The organism is Flavobacterium sp. FlaQc-48, assembly GCF_044007335.1.
In the GTDB taxonomy this organism is placed as follows: domain Bacteria; phylum Bacteroidota; class Bacteroidia; order Flavobacteriales; family Flavobacteriaceae; genus Flavobacterium.
This window is the reverse complement of sequence record NZ_JBIPCR010000032.1, coordinates 1-18,748: the sequence shown is the minus strand read 5'-3', so window position 1 is coordinate 18,748 and position 18,748 is coordinate 1. Positions and strand designations below refer to the sequence as shown.

Here is an 18,748-nt window from a genome sequence, read left to right as displayed (position 1 = left end):
AATATAGGTGCTGCAATTCCAACTTTAGGATGTTACATAGTTGATGCTCATTTAAATCTGGTTCCGATAGGAGTAGAAGGGGAGTTGTGTGTCTCAGGAGCAGGTGTAGCGCGAGGCTATTTGAATAAAGAAGACTTAACTAATGAGAAGTTTATAGAGAATCCGTTTAGTGAGGATAAAACTTCCAGATTATACAGATCGGGCGATTTAGCGCGTTGGTTACCAGATGGAAATATAGAATATATCGGCAGGAAAGATGATCAGGTTAAAATCCGTGGTTATCGAATAGAATTAGGTGAGATCGAGAATGTCTTGTCATCTTTAGATGGAGTCACACAATGTTGTGTACTGGCTAAGGAAGATGCAGGCGGCAGTAAGCGTTTGGTTGGTTATGTGGTTTTGGAAGACGTATTAGACAAAGAGAGATTACAGGAACAATTAAAGCTAAGCCTGCCTGAGTATATGGTTCCCCAATTATGGGTGACTTTAGATGTTATGCCATTAACCAGTAATGGGAAGCTGGATAAGAAGTCATTGCCTAATCCTGATAGTTCAGAATTATCCAGTAGAGAATATGTAGCTCCGCGTAATGAAATCGAATCGCAGTTAGCAAAAATCTGGCAGAATCTCTTAGACGTAGAACGAGTAGGAGTTTATGATAATTTCTTCGAATTGGGTGGGCATAGTTTATTGGCCACGCGTTTAGTTTCCTTGATCCGAAAGGAGTTACGCATAGAAGTTTCTATTCGGGAAGTATTTGAACATACCACAATTTCTGGATTAGGGGCTCATATATCAGCCCAGTCAGAAGGGGTTTTATTGCCAGGTATTTTTGCAGAGGATCGTCCAACTCGTATTCCTTTATCGTTTAGTCAGGAACGTTTATGGTTTTTGGATCAGTTGCAAGGCAGTACAGAATATCACGTACCTAGTGTTCTTCGTTTAGAAGGAGCATTAGATATATCGATACTGGAACAAACCTTACATGAGATTGTTTCGCGTCATGAAGTATTGCGCAGTTTGCTTCTTTCAGAAGATGGAATCGGTTATCAGGAAATTATCAGCGCAGAAAGCTGGTCATTGGATCAATTGGAAATAGAGGATGCATTAATGCTAGAAAGCAGTCTGCAGGATTATCTGATGCGTCCTTTTGATTTATCGAAAGATTACAAGTTACGATCCTGTTTGTATGATTTGGGAAACAATCAATATGTATTGGCATGTGTTTTCCATCATATTGCCAGCGATGGCTGGTCAGAGGGAATCTTAGTGAAGGAGTTTATGGAATTGTATGGAGCTCTGCAGTCTGGTCGTCCAGCAGTTTTACCGGAGCTTAGTTTACAATACGCAGATTATGCCATTTGGCAGCGCAAGTATTTAGAAGGCGAGGTTTTAGATAATCAGTTATCGTATTGGCAAGCAAAACTAAGAGGTGTAAGTACCTTGTCTTTACCCACTGATCATGTTCGTCCTTCTATCCAGAGCAATGAAGGTGCTAGTGTTTCTTTAGAATTAGGAAAAGAGCTAAGTGACTCGTTAAGTTCTATATGCCAGAAAGAAGGCGTTACGCTGTTTATGTTTATGTTATCAGCCTTTAAAGTATTATTATCCCGATACAGCGGACAGGACGATATTTGTGTAGGAACACCAATAGCGAATCGTACGCAATCGGAGTTAGAGGGCATGATAGGCTTTTTCATAAATACCTTAGCTCTTCGCAGTGATTTAAGCGGCAATCCGAGTTTCAAGGATGTACTGGCAAGAGTGAAACAGACAACTTTGGAAGGTTATGACCATCAGCTGACTCCTTTTGAAAAGGTTGTAGATCGTGTGGTTACTACCCGAGATATGAGTATGACGCCGTTGTTTCAAGTAATGTTTAGGCTGCAGAACATTCTTAAAGATAATGATTTAGAGACTAAATTAAACGAAGTTAAATTATCCTCATATGATTACGAAGAGGTCGCGACTCAGTTTGATTTAAATTTATTCGTAAAAGAAAATGATTTAGGGATATCATTAGCATTAGTTTATTGTAAAGCATTGTTTTATGAAGAAACTATAACAAGTATGTTACGTCATTATCAGGAGTTGTTACGTAGCATTGTAGATGATGTTACTCAGACTATAGGTAATTTATCCATGTTAACAGAGTATGAAGAAAAGCAATTAGTCGATAATTTTAATGCTACTAATATTAATCTTCCAAAAGGATTTTTGCATACTCCTTTACTCAAAAAAATTGAAGAGATTCCTGATAAGATAGCGGTAATTACAAATTATAAAAATTTAAGTTATAAAGAATTAGGTCAGCGTAGCCTTTGTTTGGCAGGATACTTATATCGTCATCATGTGCGACCTAATGTACCGGTAGCTGTATTGATGCATAAAGGTTGGGAAGAAGTAGTAGCAGTATTGGGTATTTTACGTTCAGGAGCTGCATATTTGCCTATTGACGCAAGTTTGCCAAGCCTTCGTATTAATCAGCTACTTAAATTAGCAGAGGTAAGTCAAGTAATAACAACTTCTGAAGTTTTAGATAATTTAGAATTGGATGAATGTTATAATACTTATGTTATTAAACCCGACGAGTGGGATACTCAAGATAGTTTAATAAAGGTTCCACATATTTGTAGCCCAAGTGATTTAGCATATATAATATTTACTTCTGGATCAACTGGAGTGCCTAAAGGAGTCATGATTGATCATCAAGGAGCATTAAATACAATACAGGATATTAATCAACGCTTTGAAATTAGTGAAAATGATAGTGTACTAGGACTGTCTAGACTAAATTTTGATTTGTCAGTTTATGATATTTTTGGAGTTTTAGGGGTTGGTGGACAATTAATATTACCAGCACCGGATGAATATCGTAATCCGCAATCATGGTTGCAATATTGTCAAAAACATTCTATTACAATATGGAATACGGTACCTGCTTTAATGCAAATTTTCATGGATTATATTGAATATACCCATAGCAGATTGTCATTACAAACAGTATTAATGAGTGGAGATTGGATTCCAACAGATTTACCTAAACGAATCAGATCTTCTTGTTTGGATGTGAAAGTATATAGTTTAGGAGGAGCTACGGAGGCTTCTATTTGGTCTATTTTTTATCCAATAGAAATAGATGTAACCGATCTAACAAGTATTCCTTATGGGAAACCTTTAGGAAATCAAAAAATTTATTTATTAACAAAAGAATTACAAGCTGTTCCAGTAGGAGTAATTGGCGATTTATATATTGGAGGTATAGGCGTAGCATTGGGGTATTGGAAAGATCAAGAAAAAACGCATAAGAGTTTCTTTACCCATGAGAAATTAGGTAGAATATATAGAACAGGAGATCAGGGATATCATCACTCAAATGGAAATATAATTTTTATGGGGCGTAAAGATGATCAGGTCAAGATACGGGGATATCGCATAGAGTTGGGTGAAATTGAGAATGTATTGTTATCCTTATTGGGAGTAACCCAGTGTTGTGTATTAGCTAAAGAAGATACAAAAGGAGTAAAGCATTTGGTAGGATATGTAGTATTGGAAGGAGCGTTGGATAAAGAGTATTTACAAGAAAATTTAAAATTTAGTTTACCTGAATATATGGTTCCTATGATTTGGGTAGAGTTAGAAGAAATGCCACTAACCAGTAACGGAAAGTTAGATAAAAAAGCGTTACCAGAGATGGATAGCTTAGTGTTTTCAGTACAAGAGTATGTAGCTCCCCTTAATGAAACAGAAGAGAAATTGGTTGCTATTTGGCAGGATTTATTAGGCGTAGAACAAGTAGGAGTCAATGACAATTTCTTTGAGTTGGGGGGGCATAGTTTGTTGGCAACGCGTTTGGTTTCTATGATTCGTAAAGAATTTGAGAGTGAAATTACAATCAAAGATGTATTTGAATTTACAAGAATAGAAGAATTAAGTACTTATTTAAGACACAAAGAAATCAAAGAAAAAGAAAACCAAGACATTACTTACAAAAAAATAATAACAATATAATGGATAAAATATTAAATCTTTTAAAAAGAGCTCAGGATCAGGGAGTAAGGTTAGAGCTAGAAGGCGAGAATCTAGTTTTAAAATCAGAAAGTGAGAATATTGATAATGCATTGCTAGCAGATATAAAAGATAATAAAGATCTTATTATTAAACATCTTGAAAAGTTTGAAGTAAATAGAAATCACGATAAAGGATTAGGGAAGTATACTGTAAAACCATTCGATAGAGATCTTATCAAACACATTCCTCTATCGTATAGTCAGGAGCGTTTATGGTTTTTGGATCAGTTGGGCGGTAGCGCAGAATATAATATGCCTATTGTGTTACGTTTAGATGGAGCATTAAATATTTCAATTTTAGAAGAATCATTACAGACTATTGTTTCGCGCCATGAGGTGTTACGCACGAATCTTTTATCAGAAGAAGGAATAGGATATCAGGAAGTTATAAGTGCTAAGAATTGGTTTTTGGAACGAGAAGCGGTATCGAATGGAGAATTATTGGAGAGTCATTTAAATAAATATCTAAATGCTCCCTTTAATCTGTCAAATGATTATAAATTAAGAGCATGTCTATATACATTAGGAGATGAGAAGTATGTTTTAGCCTGCGTTTTCCATCATATAGCAAGCGATGGATGGTCACAAGGGATTTTGGTAAATGAGTTTATGGAATTGTATAGCGCTCTTGAGTCTGGTCGTAAGGCAGTTTTACCAGAGCTCAGTTTACAATACGCAGATTATGCCATTTGGCAGCGCAACTATTTAGAAGGCGAGGTTTTAGAGAATCAGTTATCCTATTGGGAATCAAAATTAAGGGCTGTAAGTACTTTGTCCTTACCTATGGATTATGCACGACCTTCTGTACAGAGCAATGCAGGAGCTATTGTTTCCTTAGAGTTAGACAAAAAAATAAGCGCTTCACTAAGTTCTATATGCCAAGAGCAGGGTGTAACACTATTTATGCTGCTGTTATCAGCTTTTAAGGTATTGTTATCCCGATATAGTGGTCAGGATGATATTTGTGTGGGAACACCAATTGCGAACCGAACCCAATCGGAGTTAGAAGGAATGATAGGTTTTTTTGTAAATACCTTAGCACTTCGCAGTGATTTAAGTGATAATCCAAGTTTTAAAGATTTATTGTCAAGAATAAAACAAACCACTCTGGAGGGTTATGACCATCAACTAGCACCTTTTGAAAAGGTTGTAGAACGTGTAGTTAATACCCGTAATATGAGTATGACACCATTATTTCAGGTGCTATTTGTCTTACAGAATACTCCTGAGGGATCTGGAGATTTATCTTTGGAAGGAGTTACCTTGTCGGGATATGAGTTTGATATGGTTAGTTCTAAGTTTGATTTAAATATGCTGATTTCTGAATTTGAAGAAGTCATTACATTAAATTTAGAATATAGCACAGCTTTGTTTGATAAGACTACTATTGATCGCATGATATTGCATTACCAAAATTTGCTGCAAAGCATAATAAGCGATATCACACAGCCCATAGATAGTTTATCAATATTAACCAAAAAGGAAGAGATACAATTATTAGATGTTTTCAATGATACTTTTACAGAATATCCTAAAGACAAAACAATATTAGATTTATTTTCGGAACAGGTAAAAAATATTCCTGATGCAATTGCTGTAGTTTTTGAAGATCAGGCATTAACTTATAAAGAATTAGATCAACGTTCGAATCAATTGAGTCATTATTTACAGGGACAAGGAATAATTACAGATAGTTTAGTCGGAATTTGTTTAGATCGTAACCTGGAAATGGTTATTGGTATTTTGGGAATATTAAAATCAGGCGGAGCTTATGTTCCTATTGATCCGGAATATCCAAGTGATCGTGTGGCTTATATGCTTAAGGATGCTAGTATTAAAACGGTGTTGAGCAGCAATACTACTGGTAACTTATTAGAAGGGTATAAAGATTTATCGATTTTATTATTGGATACTGATTGGGATCTTATTTCGGGCTATTCAACAGAGAATTTGAATAAAGTAATAGGTCCAGATGATTTGGCATATGTTTTATATACTTCAGGAAGTACAGGAAAGCCAAAAGGTGTAATGATGTCTCATTATGCATTATTCAACTTGATATGTAATAATAATCAATTAGGTATTTCTAATCAAAGGGTGACACAATTGTCAAGTATAAGTTTTGATATGTCATTTCAGGAAATATTTTTTGCAATTACACAAGGAGGAGAATTATATATAGTTCCATCAGAAACTAAGAAAGATTTAGCTGGTTTAGTAAATTTTATTAAGAACAAGAATATTGAAACAATGTTTCTTCCAACAGCTTTTTTTATATTTCTTGGAGCCGAGGGTGTTTTCGAAAAAATAGATTCAGTAAAAGACCTTATTGTAGCAGGAGAACAATTAAAATTGTCTGAAAATGTAAAAAAATATCTAAAGCAACAAGGTGTTATGTTGCACAACCATTATGGTCCAACAGAAACGCATGTTGTAACAACAGATATTATAGACTACAAAAGTAGAAGTGACGAAGACGAAACTATATCAATAGGAAAGCCTATAGCCAATACCCAAATTTATATTCTTAACAATAGTTTAAATTTATTACCTATTGGAGTTGCCGGAGAATTATGTATTGGAGGCGTTCAGGTAGCCCGAGGCTATTTGAACAAGGAAGAACTAACTCAAGAGAAGTTTATAGCGAATCCGTTTAGAGAAGGTGAACGAATTTATAAGACAGGCGATTTAGCACGTTGGTTACTCGATGGAAATATAGAATATATTGGCAGAAAAGATGATCAGGTTAAAATTCGTGGGTTTCGAATAGAACTGGGAGAAATAGAGAATGTATTATCGTCTTTACCCGGAATAACACAATGTTGTGTTCTGGCTAAGGAAGATGCAGGTGGGAACAAGCGTCTGGTTGGTTATGTTGTTGTAGATAAGGAGTTAAATAAAAATCAAATACAAGAATATTTAAAATTAAGCTTACCAGAATTCATGGTTCCTATGATCTGGATTCAATTGGAGAGCTTCCCTTTAACCACTAATGGAAAGTTAAACAAAAGATTATTACCGGAACCTGATAATTCAGACTTATCCAGTAGAGAATATGTAGCTCCGCGTAATGAAATCGAAGCGCAGTTAGCCGAAATCTGGCAGAATCTCTTAGGCGTAGAACGAGTAGGAGTTTATGATAATTTCTTCGAATTGGGTGGTCATAGTTTACTGGCTACACGTTTGGTTTCTATGATTCGTAAGGATTTGAGGATAGAAGTTTCTCTTCGCGAAGTATTTGGACATACCACGATTTCTGAATTAGGGACTCATATATCAGTACAGTCAGAAGGTGTTTTATTACCAAGTATTGTAATAGAAAATCGTCCGGCTCGTATTCCTTTATCGTTTAGTCAGGAACGACTATGGTTTTTGGATCAGTTACAAGGCAGTACCGAATATCACATTCCTATAGTTCTTGGTTTAGAAGGAGCCTTAGAGGTATCGATACTGGAACAAACTTTACAGGAGATTGTTTCGCGTCATGAGGTTTTACGCACTATGCTTTTAGCAGAAGACGGAATCGGTTATCAGGAAATTATCAGCGCCGAGGGCTGGTCATTGGATAGCGCCATTGTATCGGATGATTTATCATTAGAAAACAATATAGCAGACTATGTAAATAAACCTTTTGATTTATCAAAAGATTACAAGCTTCGAGCGTGTTTGTATACATTAGGGAATGAGAAGTATGTTCTGGCTTGTGTTTTCCATCATATTGCCAGTGATGGCTGGTCGGGTGGAATCCTGACCAATGAGTTTATGGAATTGTACAGTGCCTTCCAATCAAATAAAACTCCTGATTTGCCGGAGCTTAGCTTACAATATGCAGATTATGCCATCTGGCAGCGCAAGTATTTAGAAGGCGAGGTTTTAGAGAATCAGTTATCCTATTGGGAAGCAAAATTAAGTGGAGTAAGCACTTTGTCCTTACCAACGGATTATGTTCGTCCTTCTGTGCAAAGTACTGCAGGAGCTGATGTTTCTTTAGAGTTAAATAAAAAAATAAGCACTTCACTAAGTTCGATATGCCAACAAGAAGGTGTGACGCTGTTTATGTTATTGTTATCCGCCTTTAAGGTATTGTTATCCCGATATAGTGGACAGGACGATATTTGTGTAGGAACACCAATTGCGAATAGAACACAATCGGAGTTAGAAGGAATGATTGGTTTTTTTGTCAATACTTTGGCACTTCGCAGTGATTTGAGCGACAACCCGAGTTTTAGAGATTTGTTGTCAAGAGTAAAACAGACAACTCTGGAGGGTTATGACCATCAGTTAACACCATTTGAGAAAGTAGTAGATCGGGTGATTACAACCCGTGATATGAGCATGACGCCATTGTTTCAGGTTTTATTTGTATTACAAAATACGGATGATAATTTTGGAGAAAACGACAAAGGTTTAAATGATATTACAATTTCAGGATATGAGTTGGATACCGTTACTTCCAAATTTGATTTAACATTTAGTGTATCAGAGAGTAACCATGGTATTTCATTAGGAATAAATTATTGTACAGCTTTATTTGATAAAGCAACAATAGACCGAATGCTGCTGCATTATCAGGAGCTGTTGGCTGGTATTGTAAGCAATATCACGCAGCCTATAAGCAGTTTAGCGATGCTTACCAAAGAAGAATCACATCAATTACTGGATGTTTTCAATAACACTGATGTTGCCTATCCATTAGATAAGACCATAGTAGATTTATTTGAAGAGCAGGCTAAACAAACCCCAGATGCTATCGCAGTTGTTTATGAAGATAAAGAGCTAACTTATAAAGAATTAGATCAGCGCTCGAATCAGTTGGGACATTATTTACGCGAACAAGGAGTACAGCCGGATGCTCTTGTAGGGATCTGTCTGGAACGCAGTCTAGAGATGCTCGTAGGTATTTTGGGAATCTTAAAATCAGGAGGAGCTTATGTTCCCATCGATCCGGAGTATCCAACAGATCGTATTGATTATATGCTTAAAGATGCCGGTATTGGTTTGGTTTTAAGCAGTGAAATAAGTAGCAATGTTATAAACAAAGATAGAGACTTATCGGTTCTGTGTCTGGATAAAGATTGGGATCTTATCTCAGGCTATTCTTCAGGGAAACTCAGCACTGTGTTGTCTGCATCTAATTTAGCTTATGTTATCTATACTTCGGGAAGTACCGGTACTCCTAAAGGAGTTTTGATAACGCATAAAAATGTAGTTCGTTTATTCAAAAATGAATCTTCATTATATGATTTTGGATCAACTGATGTCTGGACTTTGTTTCACTCGTTTTGTTTTGATTTTTCGGTATGGGAAATGTATGGCGCTTTATTACATGGAGGCCGTTTAGTAATTGTTGGTAAGGACCTTACAAAAGATGCTATTTCTTTTAAGGAATTACTAATAAAAGAAGGCGTAACGGTTTTAAATCAAACCCCTGGTTCATTTTATGTACTTCAGGAAGAATTTCTATCCGAAAGTTCAGCACATTCGCTGCGTTATGTAATTTTTGGAGGAGAGGCATTAAATTCAACTTATTTGGAAAGATGGAAACGTTCTTATCCGGATTGTCAACTGATAAACATGTATGGTATCACAGAAACAACTGTGCATGTTACATACAAAGAGATCCTGGAGTCAGATACAAAGAGTCTGATCAGTAATATAGGTGCTGCAATTCCAACTTTAGGATGTTACATAGTTGATGCTCATTTAAATCTGGTTCCGATAGGAGTAGAAGGGGAGTTGTGTGTCTCAGGAGCAGGTGTAGCGCGAGGCTATTTGAATAGAGAAGACTTAACTAATGAGAAGTTTATAGAGAATCCGTTTAGTGAGGATAAAACTTCCAGATTATACAGATCGGGCGATTTAGCGCGTTGGTTACCAGATGGAAATATAGAATATATCGGCAGGAAAGATGATCAGGTTAAAATCCGTGGTTATCGAATAGAATTAGGTGAGATCGAGAATGTCTTGTCATCTTTAGATGGAGTCACACAATGTTGTGTACTGGCTAAGGAAGATGCAGGCGGCAGTAAGCGTCTGGTTGGTTATGTAGTTTTGGAAGAGGCATTAGACAAAGAGAGATTACAAAACCAATTAAAGCTAAGCCTGCCTGAGTATATGGTTCCTCAATTGTGGGTCGCATTAGATGCGATGCCATTAACCGGTAATGGAAAGCTGGATAAAAAGTCATTACCAGATCTGGATAGTTCAAATTTATCCAGTAAAGAATATGTAGCACCACGGAATGAGACAGAAACACAGTTAGCAGAAATCTGGCAGAATCTGTTAGGATTAGAACAAGTAGGAATTAATGATAATTTCTTTGAATTGGGCGGTGATTCTATTAAGTCAATTAGATTAATCTCACAAATAAATAAAAGTTTTAATCAACATATTCAATTACGAAATCTTTTTGAATACGCTACCATACAGAATTTTTCTGACTCAGTATTAAATAGTGACGCTGTTGCTGCTGATGATAAGCTTAAAGAACTTCATAAAATAGTTGAGTGGGAAATAGAAGCATTACGTTTATCTGTCTTGGCGTCTATAAAAAATCCAGATTTAATTGAAGATGTTTACCCAATGAATGATGTCCAACAGGGTATGGTTATGGAGTCATTAGTAGCTCCTGAATTAGGTATTTTTCATGATCAGTTGATATTTAACATTGAGGACAAATCTTTTGACATTACTATATTTCATAAATCACTTGCTTTATTAATTGAAAAGCATTCTATATTTCGTACAAGTTTTAATTTTTCTGATTATGATAAACCAGTACAGATAGTATCGAAATCGGTTTCTTTTGATCTGAAAAATACTGATTTAAGTTTGTTTGATCGACAAGCACAAGAAAAGAAAATTGAACAATTTCTTGAAACAGAAAGAGGCGTTTCTTTTGTGTCGGAACAAGTTCCATTATATCGCTTTGATCTTTTTACTATTGATGAATATAGTAAGTTATTTATATTTCAGTTTCATCATTCAATCATGGATGGATGGAGTATAGCTTCATTTATTACAGAAGTCTATAAAACTTACTTTGAACTCAAAAAGAATATTTCTTATTTACCATCAATAATTGCATGTACTCACCGTGATGCTATTATTAGTGAATTGGTAGCTAAGCAAGACGTTGAAGCAATTTCCTTTTGGAAAAAAGAATTATCAGGATACAAATATTTAGATATTTTTAAAGAAGAAACGGAAGTTTTTGAAATTTATAATAAGCAATATGATCTTACTTTTCTAAATGATTTACAAGAACATTGTAAACAATATAATTTAACATTAAAAACGGTGTTTTTTGGAGCATATATCTATGCCTTAAAAATGCTCACCTTGGAAAATGAGTTAACTGTTGGTTTAGTATCTAATAACCGCCCATCTATTGAGGATGGTGACAATCTACTAGGGTGCTTTTTAAATATGTTACCTTTACGCTATACTTTTCAATCTGAAGAAAATTGGTTGTTATATTTCAAAAATGTAGAAGAAAAGATAAAGGAGGTCCAAATTAATAATCACTTGACATTTTTTGAAATCAAGCGTCTTACAGGAATGAATAAAGATGATTCTTTTTATGATGCTTTATTTAACTACATTGATTTTCACGTGTATAATGAAATTATGTCAGATGATTATGCAAATAATTTGCAATCTACTGATAAGAACAATCTTAACGAGGACTTGAAAATATCTTCTTTTGAGCGAACAAATTCGAGTTTAAGTTTAACCGTCGATCTAACTGGAGGTAGGGACATTAAGATCGAGTATAAATTGTTTAAGAAATTTAAATCAGGAATATCTTTAGAACGTTTTCATACTTATATTGATAATATTTTAGGTTGTTTTAAAAATAAGTTTGATAGCCCTGTTAGTACAGATTCAATTTTGTTAGAGGAAGAATCACATCAATTATTGAATGTTTTTAATGCTACTTCTATAGATTATCCTAAGGATAAGACGATTGTAGATTTGTTTTCAGAACAGGTATCTAAGACGCCAAATTCTGTAGCTATTGTTTTCGATGATCAGGAGCTGACTTATGGAGAGTTGGATAAGAAATCCAATCAATTAGCAAGGTTTTTGGTAAGTAAAGGAGTAGAAAAAGAAGATCTGATAGGTATTTGTATTAATCGTTCTTTCGAGATGATTATAGGTATTCTGGGAATATTAAAATCAGGTGGAGCGTATGTTCCAATTGATCCGGAATATCCACAAGCACGAATCGATTATATGTTAGAGGATTCCGGGATAAAATTCTTGCTTAGTGATAGTACTAGCTTAGTTACATTTCCAGGTAAAGATAATTTGGATATTGTTTTATTAGATAAGGATTGGGATTTGATAGCCCAAGAAGCTACAGGATCAATCGAGAGAATATCATCTCCGGAGAATTTAGCTTATATAATTTATACATCCGGAAGTACCGGGCAGCCAAAAGGCGTAGAAATTCGTAATAAATCATTAGCCTCAAGATTGCAGTTCTATAAGGTATATTATGATATGACATCTGAGGATAAGGTTTTATTTTATCGATCTTTTAGCTTTGATGGTTCTTTAGAAGAGTATATTATGCCTTTTACTGTTGGAGGCTGCTGTGTTATGGCTCCGGTAAACTTCAAAGATGATTTATTTCAGAACATTATAGATTATATCGAAAGATATCAGATAACAAAGGTCAATATGCCGCCTTTATTATTGCAAAATATGTTGGATTACATATCCGATACTGATCTGAACAAATTACAAAGTTTGCGTCATGTAGTATCAGGTGGAGATAAAATTAATACGAAAGTTGTCAATACTTTTATTGCCAGGCTTGGTAATAGATATTTAATATCCCTTCATAATTCTTATGGACCAACGGAGAATACAATTGATTCAACTATTTATCGATTTGAGAATGATATAGAATATACGGCTATACCTATTGGTGCACCTGTAGGAAATTCTGAGGTTTACATTCTCGATGAAGCACACTGTTTAGTTCCTATAGGATTGTTAGGAGAAATATGTGTATCTGGAGATGGTATTGCCAGAGGATATTTAAATAAGCCACTACAAACGGCAGAGAAGTTTATAAATCATCCTTTTCGATCTGGCGAAAAGCTCTATAAGACTGGTGACATAGGAAGGTGGATGCCCGATGGAAACGTAGAGTTTATGGGAAGAAAAGATGATCAGGTAAAAATAAGAGGTCATCGTATAGAATTAGGTGAAATAGAACAAACTTTATTAAAACTAGGCGAAGTCAAAAAAGCAGTAGTACTGGTAAAAGTTGATAAAAATTCAAATAAGCGATTAGTAGCTTTTTTAGAACTTACAGAAGAAATAAATACGGAGGATTTAAGAATACAGTTATCCAAAACCCTTCCTAAGTTTATGATTCCTAATCAATTTATTCAACTGGAAGCAATACCTTTTACCAGTAATGGTAAGGTAGATAAAAACGCATTGCCGGATCCGGATGATTCAGAATTATCCAACAAAGAATATGCAGCACCACGCAATCAAACCGAAGTACAGTTAGTAGAAATCTGGCAGAATCTGTTAGGATTAGAACAAGTTGGGATTCATGACAATTTCTTCGAATTGGGAGGTCATAGTTTATTGGCTACGCGTTTGGTATCTATGATCCGAAAGGATTTGATGATAGAAGTTTCTATCCGTGAAGTATTTGAACATACCACGATTTCTGAATTAGAAGCTCATCTATCGGCCCAGTCAGAGGGTGTTTTATTGCCAACAATTGTTGCAGAGGAACGTCCGGCTCGTATTCCTTTATCGTTTAGTCAGGAACGTTTATGGTTTTTGGATCAGTTGCAAGGCAGTACAGAATATCACGTACCTAGTATTCTTCGTTTAGAAGGAGCATTAGAGGTATCGATATTGGAACAAACCATACAGGAGATTGTTTCGCGTCATGAGGTCTTACGCAGTATGCTTTTATCAGAAGACGGAATTGGTTATCAGGAAATTATCAGTGCAGAAGGCTGGTCGTTGGATCAGTTTGAAATATCCGATGCAACCTTGCTAGAAACCAGTCTGGATAGTTATGTGACCCAACCCTTTAATTTATCGAAGGATTATAAGTTAAGAAGTTGCTTGTATCATTTGGGTAACGAGCAATATGTCTTAGCATGCGTGTTCCATCATATTGCCAGCGATGGCTGGTCAGAGGGTATTTTAGTGAATGAGTTTATAGAACTGTACAGTGCTAAGACTCAAGGTAGGACCCCGAGTTTGCCTTCATTACCAATCCAGTATGCAGATTATGCTATTTGGCAGCGTAAATATGTCTCAGGGGAAGTTTTGGAAGCTCAGTTGCGTTATTGGGATAATCAATTGCGAGGAGTATTACCATTGTTGCTGCCTACAGATTATGTACGACCATCAATTCAAAGTAGAGCGGGATCGAGTACGTCATTTAATATAAATCAAGAGCAAAAAGTTGCATTAGACTTAATTTGTAAATCAGAAGGTGTTACGATGTTCATGGTGTTACTATCTGCTTTCAAAGTGTTGCTATATAAATATAGCGGACAAGAGGATATTTGTGTTGGTACACCAACAGCCAATAGAACACAAGCTGAATTAGAAGGAGTAATAGGATTTTTTATTAATAATCTAACGATACGTACCAAGATAGATTGTAAAAATTCATTTAAAGATCTATTAGTTCAAGTTAAAGAAACAACTTTAAATGCTTATAATAACCAGAGTGCTCCATTTGAGAAAGTTGTAGACAGAGTCATGACAACTCGGGATACGAGTATGAGCCCTTTATTTCAAGTAAAATTTTTATTAAATAATACTCCAAGATCAGAAGAAGTATTTTTAGATAAAATAACTATAGATGGCTATGAGAGAGATAATATAAGCTCTATATTGGATCTTTCATTTAATGCTCTGGAGACAGAAAAAGAGATCTTATTTGATATTGAATATTGTACAGATTTATTCAAAAGTGATACTATTGAATCTATGATTATTCATTTTGAAGAAATCATTAGCAGTATAATTAAAAATATAAATGAGCCAATAAGTAATCTTGAGATGTTGTCTATTGAAGAAAAACAACAAATACTGTTTGAATTTAATAACACACAAGTTGTTTATCCAAAAGACAAGACCCTGGTTGATTTATTCGAAGAACAGGTTAAGAGAACCCCAAATAATATTGCTGTTGCGTTTGAAGATGAAGTATTAACTTACAGAGAACTTAATGAACAATCAAATTGTTTGGCGTATTATTTAAAGAATACAGGTAAGTTAGAGTCAGAAGATATAGTAGGAGTAATGATGAATCGTAATATACGGTCAATTGTTTCTATGCTGGGAATTATGAAATCAGGAGCCTGCTATTTACCAATTGATAAAGATTATCCAAGTTCACGTAAGTCATTTATTATAGAAGATGCTAATGTAAAATTGTTAATTATAGATTCAGAAAGCTTATTTGAAGTAATGGACTATGATACAAAGATATTTTCAATAGACATAGAGTTTGAAACAATATCAAAAGAAGTAACAATATTAGATTTAAATAATAGTAATGTTAAATCTTCAGATTTAGCCTATATAATTTATACTTCTGGAAGTACAGGTAATCCAAAAGGAGTTATGATAGAGCATGGTAGTATTGTCAATACAATATTATCACAAATAAATACTTTTTCAGTAACCGAAGCTGATAGTTGTTTACAATTTGCAAGTCATTCTTTTGATGCTTCTATATCAGAGATTTTTATATCCCTATTATCAGGATCACAATTATATATAATAGAAGAAGAAAATAAGCTTGATGTGAGTTATTTTGTAGATTATGTTGAAAAAAATCAAATATCAATAGCCACATTACCTCCTGCCTTTTTAACATTATTGGATTGTAATCAAATATCCAGCATAAGAACATTGATAACAGCAGGAGAACAAGCGCCATTAAAACAGGCAAAGTTATTTGCAGAAACAGGAAAATACATCAATGCTTATGGACCAACAGAAGTTAGTATTTGTGCTACTACCTTTAGTGGTGAAATTGGTACAATAGTCCCTATAGGAACACCAATAGCCAATACACAAATTTATATACTTGATGATAGTCAAAATATAGTTCCTATTGGAGTAATTGGAGAATTATGTATATCAGGAGCTGGTTTAGCTCGTGGCTATTTGAATAGAGATGACTTAACGAGAGAGAAGTTTATAGCGAATCCTTTTATTAAAGGGGAGCGACTATACAAAACTGGCGATCTGGCACAATGGTTACCTGATGGTAATATAATGTATATAGGCAGAAAAGATAATCAGGTTAAGATCCGCGGTTATCGAATAGAGTTAGGCGAGATCGAAAATGCATTATTTTCTTTACCAGGAATAATACAGTGCTGTGTATTGGCTAAGGAAGATGCAAGTGGCAGCAAGCGTCTGGTAGGTTATGTTGTATCTGACGATGATTTTGATAAAGAATCGATACAAGAATCATTAAAAACGAAGTTGCCTGATTATATGGTACCTCAATTGTGGGTAGTATTAGATAGTTTTCCATTAACCAGTAATGGTAAAGTTGATAAGAAGTCATTACCGGATCCGGATAATTCAGACTTATCGAGTAAAGAATATGTAGCACCACGCAACGAAACAGAAACACAATTAGCAGAAATCTGGCAGAATCTCTTAGGAGTAGAACAAATAGGAATTCATGATAATTTCTTCGAATTGGGTGGTCATAGTTTGTTGGCTATTAGAATGATATCGCTTATCCGTAAGGTGTTTGAAGTCGAAATATCAATCCAGGAGGTTTTTGAATATCAAAGTATCTTAGAGATATCGGCACTCTTGTTGTCAAAAGATAAACAACTTCTACTACCAACTATTGTTGTTCAGGAAAGAGGAGTTCGCGTTCCTTTGTCTTTTAGTCAGGAGCGACTATGGTTTTTGGATCAGCTGCAGGGCACTACAGAATATCACGTACCTACTATTCTTGGTTTAGAAGGAGCCTTAGAGGTATCGATACTGGAACAAACCTTATATGAGATTGTTTCGCGTCATGAAGTCTTACGCAGTATGCTTTTGTCAGAAGACGGAATCGGCTATCAGGAGATTATCAGCGCTGAGGGCTGGTCATTGGATAGCGCCATTGTATCGGATGAGTTATTATTAGAAAATATTATAACAGATTATGTGAATAAACCTTTTGATTTATCGAAAGATTACAAGCTGCGAGCGTGTTTGTATACATTAGGGAATGAGAAGTATGTTCTGGCTTGTGTTTTCCATCATATTGCCAGTGATGGCTGGTCAGACGTAATTTTAGTGCATGAGTTTGCGGAACTGTATAGTGCTCTGCAATCTGGCCGCGAGGCAGTTTTACCGGAGCTTAGCTTACAATATGCAGATTATGCCATCTGGCAGCGTAAGTATTTAGAAGGCGAGGTTTTGGAGAATCAGTTATCCTATTGGGAAGAAAAATTAAAAGGAGTAAGCACCTTATCATTACCAACGGATTATGTTCGTCCTGTTGTGCAAAGCAATGAAGGAGCCAATGTTTCTTTAGAGTTAGGAAAAGAGCTGAGAGACTCATTAAGTTCGATATGCCAGGAAGAAGGCGTAACGCTGTTTATGCTAATGTTATCTGCTTTCAAGATATTGTTATCGCAATATAGCGGACAGGACGATATTTGTGTAGGAACACCTATTGCGAATCGAACGCAATCGGAATTAGAAGGAATGATAGGCTTTTTTGTCAATACTTTGGCACTTCGCAGTGATTTAAGCGGCAATCCTAGTTTCAAGGAATTATTGTCAAGAGTAAAGCAGACAACTCTGGAAGGTTATGACCATCAGTTAACACCATTTGAAAAGGTTGTTGATCGAGTGATTACGACCCGTGATATGAGTATGAGCCCATTGTTTCAAGTGATGTTTTCCTTACAGAATAATGAAGAAAGTAAAGATGCAGCTTTAGAAGGCGTGACCTTATCATCATATGATATTGAAGTGGGAAGTTCTCAATTTGATTTGCTATTGAATGTATCAGAAAAAGAAAATGGTATTTCATTAGGCGTAAATTATTGTACAGCTTTATTTGATAAAACTACAATCGACCGTATGCTGCAGCATTATCAGAAGCTGTTGGTTAGTATTGCAGGGAATATCACTCAGCCGCTAAGCAATCTATCGATGCTCACCAAAGAAGAATCACATCAATTATTATATGAATTTAATAACACTGATGTTGCCTATGCAAAAGAAAAGACCGTCGTTGATTTATTTGCAGAACAGGTAAAAAAGACCCCAAATGCTATTGCAGTTGTTTATGGACATGAAGAATTAAGTTATAAAGAATTAGATCAACGCTCCAATCAGTTGGGGCATTATTTACGCGAACAAGGCGTAGAGCCGGATGATCTTGTGGGTATTTGTCTGGAGCGAAGCTTAGAGATGCTCATTGGTATTTTGGGAATATTAAAATCAGGAGGAGCTTATGTTCCAATCGATCCGGAGTATCCAACAGATCGTATAGATTATATGCTTAAAGATGCCGGTATTGGTTTGGTTTTAAGTAGTGGTGTTAGTAGTAAAGTTATAAAAGAGAAGAAAGATGTTTCTACTTTTCTATTAGATAAAGATTGGGATCTTATCTCTGGCTACTCTACAGGGAAACTCAGCAA

At 35.3% G+C, this 18,748-nt stretch carries 2 protein-coding genes and 1 pseudogene; all 3 read left to right on the top strand.

What is annotated here, in order from left to right; translation table 11 throughout:
* Positions 1–3: 3 nt before the first annotated feature.
* A pseudogene (locus tag ACHRWY_RS27340) lies at positions 4–111 on the top strand (hypothetical protein); the annotation flags it as partial.
* 9 nt (positions 112–120) lie between these two features.
* A complete protein-coding gene (locus tag ACHRWY_RS27335) occupies positions 121–4,011 on the top strand; it encodes an amino acid adenylation domain-containing protein (RefSeq protein WP_395359157.1) in 3,891 nt (1,296 codons plus the stop codon).
* On the top strand, positions 4,011–18,748 hold a 14,738-nt coding region (locus ACHRWY_RS27330), incomplete at its 3' end, for an amino acid adenylation domain-containing protein (RefSeq protein ID WP_395359155.1). The genes ACHRWY_RS27335 and ACHRWY_RS27330, both read left to right, overlap by 1 nt.